Source organism: Allobosea massiliensis, assembly GCF_042655245.1.
Lineage (GTDB): Bacteria > Pseudomonadota > Alphaproteobacteria > Rhizobiales > Beijerinckiaceae > Allobosea > Allobosea massiliensis.
On sequence record NZ_JBHSLU010000119.1, the window covers coordinates 1 to 9,392 of the forward strand.

Here is a 9,392-nt window from a genome sequence, read left to right on the forward strand (position 1 = left end):
CGGGGATCTCTCGGTTCAGGGTTGGCGTTCACAACCCAAACCTAACCGGCAATCGCCGGTGACCACCGTCAGCTACACCACGCTATGGGACACGACCCTTGGGCGGGACGTGGCGGTCCTGGAGCACGATCCTTCCGGCATTGTCGAAGTCGCGTGAGGTTACCGCGATCGATCTGCCGGGGCATGGCGAAACACCGGCGGCGGCAGACAGCGGCACCTTCGCCGGTCTAGCTGACAGCGTGGAGCGTTTCATCCTGGATCAGGGGCTGGAGGGCATTGATATCGTAGGCAGCTCGCTCGGGGCGCGGATCGCCCTGGAGATGGCGCGCCGCGGCAGGGTTGGCGCCACTGTCGCTTTGGACCCTGGCGGTTTCTGGAGAGGCTGGGAGCGCACCTACTTCCGGACAACGCTCGCGCTATCGATCCGTCTTGTCCGAGGACTGCGTCCGGTGCTGCCGGGGCTCTCACGCTCCGCGGTGATGCGTAGCGCGCTTCTGGCGCAGCTTTCGGCAAGACCCTGGCACCTGGATGGGGAGGTTGTAGCGACCGAACTGCAAAGCTTCGCCGTCACCAAGATCTTCGACGCCCTCGTGCATGATCTTGCGACAGGGCCCGAGCAAACGGGACCGACGGCCGATCCCGCTCGTCCTCTGGTCATCGGCTGGGGTCGCCAGGACCGCCTGTGCTTGCCGCGACAGGCCGCTCGCGCTCATGAGGCGTTCCCATCCGCCACGCTGCACTGGTTCTCCAAATGCGGTCACTTCCCGATGTGGGACCGCCCGGACGAGACGGTGCGACTCATCCTCGAGACGACGGGAACCGAGGAAGAGCGTCTAAGCAAACCGACCGATCTTGTTGAGGCTGATGTGGTTTGACCACGGCGCTCCGAGAGCTTCTAGGGGCGGCTGTCGTTTGAACCAACAAGGATTGATGAGGCGAAAAGGCGAGGGGGTTTCGCCGGCGCTGCGGCTGCTGCTGCGGGAGGATTGGCCCCGCCTCGCGACGGGGCCATCTTGGGCTGGGGCTCAGTTGCGGGTCGGACGGGACCAGATGAGCTGGAGGCCTTCCGTGCCTTCGACTTGGATCAGGTTGGCGTAGATGGGGGCGGGGAAGCTTGGATCGTCGAGCTTGACCGAAAGATAGTCGCGCCCCTCATCCGAGGTCTTCTGCCAGGCCGCGCCGAACTCCACAGTGCCCGCCAGGATGCGGAAGGCCGGACCCTTTTCGGATGACCGCTCCGGGCGCACCATCTTGGCTTTGACGTTGAGGTTGAGAGTCTTGATCGTGCCGTTGAAGCCGTCGCCGTTCGAGGTGAAGCTGCCGATGATCGCCATGTCGTAGTTCCTTCTGGTTTCTCGTGGCCTGCGCCCATCGCGGCCTCGATGGCAGTCGAAAGACCGGAGGCGATCGACCTGCACCGCAGCGGGGCCGCAACGCAGTGAAGGACGGCCGGGAGCGGCTTTCTTGTCCCGCGAGGAATGGGACCGCAGGGCCCAGGGGAAGAAAGTCGCTCCCGGCGGTTGCAGGTGTGAGAGCGAGACGGCGCGCCAGCGACGACGGCCTCCGGTCAGACATGCCCATCGAGGACGCAGTGGACGCAAGGCCCTTGGAAACAGCCGAGGGAACGCATGGTGGTAGCGCCCTTCAGTGATCCTGGACTGGCTCAGGCATCATCGAACTCGACCACTCATGCAGCCTCTGCGATCGAGCCGGCCTGCGGCTGAAGCCCATGAAGATAGGCGACGGCCCGCTGTGCATGCGCAGCGGCCGCAAAGATGAAGCGCTTGTCGCTGGACAGAACCTTGAGCCAGGAGGCGAGATAGCTGGCGTGATCTGGACGCGGCTCCAGCTCCGGCACAATGCCAAGATCGGCGCAGAGAAAGCAGCTTCCGAGTTCCGCGATCATCTCCTCGCGCGCCCGCTCGCTCCGATCCTTGCCGTAGCGGCTGAGATCGCGGTTCGCGCGATGCCGAGCTGCCGTCCAATGCGTCGCCTCATGGCTCAGCGTCGCGACCTAGGATTCCCCATCGCGAAACGTCGCGAAAGGCGGCATCTGGATGTGGTCGGTCGCCGGGGAGTAGTAGGCGCGGTCGCCGCCATGTCGGATGACGGCGCCGGTCTGGGCGAAGAAACGATCGGCATAATCGATCCGCGCGATCGGGTCATGCGACGGTTCTGATTGCCCGCGTTCCTGTGCGGGCAGGCCGTCGATCTGCTCGGCGTTGAAGACCGTGTAGGATTTGAGGAAGGGAATCTCCCGATCGACCGCATCGCCCGAGGCATCGGTCTCGGTTTTCTTGAAGCGGCTGGCGAAGACGACCGTCGAGCCGGTCTCGCCCTTCCGGACAGCACCGCCAAGTTCGATTGCCTGCTTGAACGTCATCCAGATCGGCGAGACGAAGCCGCGCGCTGCAGCTTCCGCCCAGAGCAGGAGCACGTTCATCCCGCTATATGGCAAACCGTTATGCCGCAGCGGCCGTGTCACGCCGCCGCTGCCGCTTCCGGAACGCCATGGCTGCATCCAGGGACGCACGCCCTTCTCCAGATCGGCGACGATCCTGTCGGTGATCCGCGCATAAATGTCCGCTCGCGGCTTCTCTTCTGACCTGCTCATAATTCAACCTCCATCGTGGAAGTCGCGCCGATCGCGACCCCGTCACGGAGGTCGAAAGGCCGGGGGTCAGGCGATGGCTGCACCCGAAGGGCTGGAACGAAGTGGAAGACGGCAAAGCCGTTGCAGCCGATGCCGTCCCGGCTAAGACCGCCGGCCCGGGCGGGTCGCGATCGAAGGATTGCCACCACCCGCCTCATATTGCCTCGTTAGGCTGGCACCGGGCTCTGATAGATGACGAGCGGGGCTTGGCGCCCCGCTCGCGCCGGCTCAGCCGAAGGCGGCCATCTGAACCGCTGCCGCGTTGCGATCGACGGATGGACTTGTGGTCTCGGCGGCTCGCTCGAAGGGCTTCCACCTCTCGCCGATGACCTGCTCGTAGGCCGTGACCGCGCCCTCGGCCGCCATCAGCAGCGCATGGGCCTGGACGCCCATATCGGCTGCAAATTCTCGCTTGCGCTGGGCGGGGCCGTCGAAGCCGACCGGGCCATCGACATCCTCGTCGCGAGCGTCGCAGGCCGATTTGGCGGTGGCATCACGAGCCTCGGTGACCGCGCGGGAGTAGAACTGTCCGGCGCCATGGGCCGAACCGACATAGGCCCCGACGATGCGCTGCAGGTGGATCTGCATCGCCCTTTCACCGAGCCCTTCCTGCAGACTGGCGGCCGTCTCGACGATCAGTCGCTCGTGCATGTCGCGGATGCCCTCGCCATCGAGGACCGGCAGCCCAAAACTCTCGGAGATCAGGATGGCCTGCTGCGTGTCGGGGCAGGCAAGCCGGGTCATTTCGATGGTCGTGCTCTTGCGGAGCGGCACGATGCGGGCGGTCTGTGGGGGTGAATGTGCGGTCTTGGCCATGGAAAAAGTCCTTTCTTCGGTTGCGCCCTCGGAGCCGGATCGGCGCTTGGCCTTCGTCTCCTCGGGTGCGGTCGACCCGAACCGTCGAAAGCCCTGGCGCATCAGGGCCCGGCCTTTGCCAGGCGAGCGGACGAGGCTTGCGGCCAAGCAGGGCGTAAGCCTTTGCGAAGGACGCTGCGCCTCGTCTGCGAGATCGGCGAAGGCCGGCCGCCACGCGGCGCGGCACGCGGCCTTGAAGCGCCTGGCCGACGGTTCAGACCGCAGCAAACCCGAGAGGACGAGGGCCAGCCCGGCCTCGCCTCAGTGACGCAACTGAAACGGACATTCGGGGCCTCGCAGCCATGCGCCGCCGATTGCCTCGGATCTGACGGACCTGCAACGCCCGCCCCTCGCAATACCGGTCATGCCGCGCGCGAAAGCGCTACCTGCTGACGCTCGTGATGGGCGGCGATGGCCTGGTCCTGCCGCGAAAGTTTGCGCGACAGCGCGTCGATCTCCGGCTGACGCTCGGCCGTCAGCGCAGCATGCGTCGAGCGATAGCGTTCCAACACCATGCACATGTCGGACGGTTTCCCTCGCCGATCGCCATGGCGTTTGTGCAGCTGCGGGACCAGCGCGGTCGCGCGGCGCGATCTGCCGCTCGATCAGCTCGAGCTGGCGCTGGACCTGCCGGCGCGCCTCCTCCATGCGGTAGAGCTGCGTCAACGTCTCATGAGGGATCGTCATTACGACGTCCTGTGCTGCCAGCCGAGGAAGCTGGAAGGCCCGCCATAGACAGCATGACGGGACGGATTGATGACGAAGCCGAACCGGCCGATCGCATACTCGTCCGCAGCAACGAGAAAGCGGCGCTCCTCGGTGCCCACGCCGCGCCGGCCGCCGGGCGTGGCGACGCACTCGACAAACCCCTTGTGGTGTCCGCACGTGACGGCCGAGACCACGATCCAGTCCTCGGCATGCGCTTCATGAAAAGCCCGCCGGTCCTTCTCATAGGGTTCGCCCGGTCCGAGCACGACGCCGAACATCGTCTCCCATGCGTCGGGCCAGCTATCATTGATCGAGCGCTCGGCGCAGCGCCGCTCGAAACCGGTGAAGAGGTCGGGGAAGGTGATCGCAACGATTGCCCAGGCGCAGTCCTCCTCGTACCAGCCGTCCATCGCTCGCAGAAGCGCATGCACCTGTCCGTTCCGCTCTGCCGAGAGCTTGAAACCGCCATGCCCGGCGGTCGAATGGGATTCGATGCCCTCTGCGTAGACAGTCGCGCCTTGAGAGATGCCCCATGGCGTCTGCGCCCTGCTGTGGATGTCCTTGCGCCCGAGCGCCCTCTTCTCGCGAAGATGCTCCGCGTGCTCCAAAACTTTCGCCCGGAACGCCGCCTCATCCGCCAGTCCGCCGGAATGGCCGTAAAAATCGGACCGACGCCATTCGGTGAGTGGGCGCGAAATGCGCCAGCCCGTCGCGAGATACTAACGACCGTCGCGAGCCGGCAACATGGCGAAGGCACTGTCACCGACACAGGCGACCGGGAAACCCTCGGACGATCGCCCGAACTCGACCTCTGGATTCGCAGGAACCGGATCGGTCGCGGCGTCGCAATCGAAGGCGCTTTTCATGCCGCCCTCCCCTCGACGATAGCGGCGCCGACCTCGTCGGCCGTGACCTCCTGGAGCACGGCGCGCGGATAGCCATGACGCGACAGCCATTCCTCCGCCGCCGAGAGCTGTGACGCGAGATGGACAAGCTCGGCATCCTCGCCGGGCCGATCGAAGACACGCACCGACCCGATTGCCGGGCGTTCGACCACGCTGAAGTGCAGGATCGAGTCCAGCGAGAAGGTGCGATGGACCCGGATCGTGACGACGCCGCCGGCGCCGAAATCGGCCTCGTGCAGAGTGAAGTTGGCCGACAGGCTGAGATTGCCCATGCTCCTGCTCGGCTGCTTCCGGACCAACCGTCTCTTGCTATTGCTGGTCAGCCACGCCGCGAGTTTCTCGGTGAAGCGCTCTGGCGGCCGCTGCGCGCCGTCGGACCAGGCGATGATCGAGCCGATGGGTGCATGATCGTAGATTGCATGCGCGGACATGTTGTCCTCCGTGATGGCGTTGCGTGGAAACGAAACCGCCGCCGGCACGAGGCCGGCGGCGGAATGTCGGTCAGACGTGATTGCGAAAGTCGGGGCTATTCCGCCGCGACGCGGTAAGCCTCGTCGATCGTGTCAGGGTCGACGTCGTCGAGTGCAGCGGCATCGCCGGACCCGATATCGGCATCGTCCGCCGTGACGTCCGCGTCGTCACCCGCGCCGACCGCGCTCTTCAAGCGCCAGCTCGCGACCTCGGCTGCTGTCGGCGCGAACGCCGCCGACGGATGGACGAACCGCTGATCCGTGAAGTGCTCGACGAGCGCAGCGCGCGTATCTTTCACCCGGGCGCGGGGCAGGACCGGCGTATCCTTGCAGGAGCGCTCAAGCGCCTGGCGCGACAGGCAGGACAGGAACTCCTCCGTGCCCATCGTGGGCAGGTACCCGTCAGCGCCGATCGCATCGCCGGCGAGGCGCGCGACGATGCCGCTATTGGTCCGGTTTTCGCGGGCCGAGAGGACGTCGATCAAGGCAGAGCGAGCCGCGACGCGCAGCGTGTCCCGGTCGAAGGTGAGCTTGCCGTCGCCATCGACGAGTTGCACGGCATGACGCTCCATCCGGGCGAATCCGTAAACATCGCTGGACGCCCCCGATTGGACCGAGATATTGCGGCCCGCCAGCGCGAGCACGAGCAGCGCCATCAGCATGTCGTCCTCGATTGGGGCACGCGCCAGCGCCTCGTGCAGGGCGTCCGTGCGCAGGTCGCCGATCATCTCGACGCCCTTGCGGGTCACGTCCGGCCGGGGCTTCGCCATGACGATCGCATCATCGCCGCCCTCGTCCGCGCCCTTGCTCTTCTTCGGCTCCGGCAGCCGAAAGTTCACGCTCTGCACCTTGCCGTCCCGATCGAGATACATCGCGGTCCGGTCGCCCTTGCCCGGCTTGCCGTGAACGCGTTCCGCCTTGGGCGGGAGCACGACCTGGCCCCAGTTGTTGACGTCGGTGATGACGCCGCGCTTGGGCAAGTGGATTGTCATCCATTCCTGCTGCGCGCCGAGGAACCCCTCCACATTGGTGGTGTAGCGGCTGTCTTCGTCGGCCGGCGCGAACAAATCCTCGACCCAGGAGATACCATAGGCCTGGGCGAGATCGTCGCCAAAGCTAGCGTCACGGGCATACATGCGCTTCTTCGAAAGAGCATTCGCCACGCTCCACCACGACACCTGCGGGTCGCCCTTCCTGGGCTTCTGCGCCTTCCAGACGTCGCGCTGCTCGTCGAGATTGGCCGCCGCGATTGCACGAAGCTGCTGCTCGTTGGGCATATCGCCCTTAGTCATGTGATCGAGCATGGCTGGCAGCACATTCGCCAGCAGCCTGAGTTTTTTGATCTGGCGCACCGGCAGTGCGAGCGCGACGCCGATCGCTTCTTCCGTCCAGCCGAGCGCGACGAGCCGCTCGATCGCCCGCCACTGATCGACCGGGTTCAACGGCTCGCGGGCGATGTTCTCGACCATGCTGCGAATCGCGCCGTTGTCATTGGCGGCATCGACGACGAGCACGTCGATTTCCTCCAGCCCGGCCGCGATCGCCTGCCTCACACGGCGATGTCCGGAATCAATGATGTAGCCATTGCCGCCATCGGTCTCCGGCGCGATCACCGGCGGCTGGACGAGCCCGACCGCCTTGATCGTCGCCAGGAGCAGCGCGTCGGCCTGGGGAGTGGATTTCGTCTGGCGCGACCGATCGGAATTCTCCTTCAGCGCGCGCGGATCGACTTTCATGAGATGCATGGGAAAGCTCCTTCAGAGGGTGCAGGACATGGCCTCGACCTGTCCGGTTCAGTCTTCTTCCCGAAGACCCCTCTCAAGCCCGCGGAGCGGACAGGCCGGTGCAACTGCGGACGAGCATCTCGGCCCGGATGGACAAGCGGGGCAAAGCCCTGCGCAGGACGACGGGCCGGGATCGCGACGGCGGCGGTTGAGCGTCAGCGTCACCGGAATGGCCGATCGGCGAGGGGTACTCTCCCGCTTTCTCACTTCCAGATTTTTTCGTTCGCCGATCTCCTATTTGGCAATAGGCCGGCCGAGAGAGGATACATGCGTTTTAGTCGGCGCGCGAAAACAGCTCGCGGTCTCGGATACGGATGGGATCTGTCCAGTCACGCGCAAACCAGGGTGCCTTCCCTTGCTTAGGAGGCAGTTTCAGCTCGAGCGGTTGCACAGCACCTTGTGTCTGCTCGGAGGCAACCCGAAAAACATAGTGGTCGTAGATCCGCAATGCCTCGATCATGTAGCTGGTCGCCACTGTCCGGTCGCGGACGAGCACGAGGTTCTCGCCATTCTCGTCATCGGCGGGTTCGGAAAAATTGTAGGATCCGAGATAGACACGCGCTGTTGGCTTGTCGAAATCCAGCACCAGGAACTTGTGGTGCATTCTCGTGCCGCGCTGCTTCCCGTCCGGACCTGAAAGCCCCGATGGTTCGGTAAGAAACGGCGGCGGCACGTTGCCGGTGAGCGCAGCGGCGCGCACCACCTTACGGCGGTTGTCGGGGGTAAGCACGGTTAGCCCGAGATTGCCCGCCTTAACGCGCGCATCCGCGATGCCCATGACATGAACCTTGGGGCGTTCCAACGCCCTTCCCAAGGCCGGACCGATGGCGCCTTTAGTGGTCTGACCGAGAAAGGCGAGCGAGAAAAGGACACTCGACTCCGCCTGCTCGATATCGGCACCTATCTCATCGAGCAGACCATTGGCGTCGCTATGGGGGGAGAAGGCGACCTTCGCATCGACGCCCGAGAGCCCGAATTCGATCCACCCCGCCGCGCTCGCCGAAGAGCGGAAATCATCGGCACCCTCCGCGTTGAAATAGGCCTCGAAGGCCTTGAAATAATCCTTGATCGCGCTGGTGCTGTGGACGGCGAGGCTGTTGTTCGATTGGACGTAGAGCCCGCGCCAGCTGAGATTGGTCGATCCGTAAAGAACCGTTTCAATGCCGCCGCCGCTCACCGCGATGGACTTCTGGTGCTGCAGGTTGGCCATGTGCTGGCGCTTTACGTTCGCAACGCCCGCCGAGGCAATCAGCCGCTCCGCAGCCCTCGATTCCGGCGAGTGCGGGCGGCCGTGACCCTTCGTCTTGGCACTGTCGTCGATGATGATCTTGAGGTTTGGGCCAAGCGCTTCCAACCGCTCGACTACCTCTGGCAGGTTGAGGTCATAGGCGATGACACGGACCTGCGCTCCAACCTCTCGCGCCCGATCGAGGATGGCGAGCGTTTCCGCCCGCGCCTCGAAGCCCATCCAGGCGAGTGCTCGCTCGGCATGGGCATGGGTCGGGACGAAGTCCAGCCCCTCATCGCCATCGGGCGGCACCAACGTTGTCACCGGCCCGCCGGCTGCGAAGTTGCGCACAAAAGCCTGCGAGGAGACGAAGCCGCGGGTAAAGGCGACATTGAGCTTGCCGGGAATGGTTTGGCGCATCAGCGCCAGTTCCGCCTCCTGCGCCTCACCGGGCTCCAAAGCGCCGGCGGCATCCATGAACATCGGGGTGATGCGATAGAGGAACGGCCCTTCGAGCCCAGCGTCGAAGGGAAAGTGGACCCAGCGAAACTTTTGGATGGGGGCTTCGGTCGAGCGGATGCCGCCATCGGGAACCGGCTGCCCGGGAAATCCAATGCGGTTGCGAACGGTCTTGAACACCTGGGAACCAGGCTCGCGATACTGGATAGCAAAGCCGACAAAAGTGACGGGAGGGGTCGTGTCCCATAGCGTGGTGTAGCTGACGGTGGTCACCGGCGATTGCCGGTTAGGTTTGGGTTGTGAACGCCAACCCTGAACCGAGAGATCCCC

The 9,392-nt window shown here is 64.9% G+C and carries 7 protein-coding genes and 2 pseudogenes; 1 reads left to right on the forward strand and 8 read right to left on the reverse strand.

The window, feature by feature from the left end:
• The first annotated feature begins 98 nt into the window (after positions 1–98).
• A complete protein-coding gene (locus ACFPN9_RS26375; RefSeq protein ID WP_377817915.1) occupies positions 99–875 on the forward strand; it encodes an alpha/beta fold hydrolase in 777 nt (258 codons plus the stop codon).
• A 150-nt stretch (positions 876–1,025) separates the two neighbouring features.
• Here ACFPN9_RS26375 and ACFPN9_RS26380 read toward each other — a convergent pair whose 3' ends face one another.
• From ACFPN9_RS26380 to ACFPN9_RS26415, 8 genes and pseudogenes are all read right to left on the reverse strand, one after another.
• Positions 1,026–1,334 (reverse strand): DUF736 domain-containing protein, encoded by a 309-nt coding sequence (locus tag ACFPN9_RS26380; protein WP_067254298.1) that lies wholly within the window; start codon positions 1,332–1,334, stop codon positions 1,026–1,028.
• A 353-nt stretch (positions 1,335–1,687) separates the two neighbouring features.
• Positions 1,688–2,614 (reverse strand): annotated as a pseudogene (locus ACFPN9_RS26385) (ArdC family protein).
• A 267-nt stretch (positions 2,615–2,881) separates the two neighbouring features.
• Positions 2,882–3,469, reverse strand: coding sequence for a hypothetical protein (locus tag ACFPN9_RS26390; RefSeq protein WP_067254301.1), 588 nt, complete (start codon positions 3,467–3,469; stop codon positions 2,882–2,884).
• A gap of 401 nt (positions 3,470–3,870) precedes the next feature.
• The gene (locus ACFPN9_RS26395) at positions 3,871–4,017 is read right to left on the reverse strand and encodes a hypothetical protein (protein ID WP_377817916.1); all 147 of its coding nucleotides are present in this window, start codon (positions 4,015–4,017) and stop codon (positions 3,871–3,873) included.
• A 177-nt stretch (positions 4,018–4,194) separates the two neighbouring features.
• Positions 4,195–5,082 (reverse strand): annotated as a pseudogene (locus tag ACFPN9_RS26400) (DUF7007 domain-containing protein).
• A complete protein-coding gene (locus ACFPN9_RS26405; protein ID WP_067254303.1) occupies positions 5,079–5,552 on the reverse strand; it encodes a hypothetical protein in 474 nt (157 codons plus the stop codon). Before ACFPN9_RS26405 ends, ACFPN9_RS26400 begins: the two are co-directional and overlap by 4 nt.
• Before the next feature lie 95 nt (positions 5,553–5,647).
• A complete protein-coding gene (locus ACFPN9_RS26410; protein ID WP_067254305.1) occupies positions 5,648–7,336 on the reverse strand; it encodes a ParB N-terminal domain-containing protein in 1,689 nt (562 codons plus the stop codon).
• Positions 7,337–7,649: 313 nt separating this feature from the next.
• Positions 7,650–9,392: phospholipase D-like domain-containing protein (locus tag ACFPN9_RS26415; RefSeq protein WP_377817917.1), on the reverse strand; the 1,743-nt coding region annotated here is incomplete at its 5' end.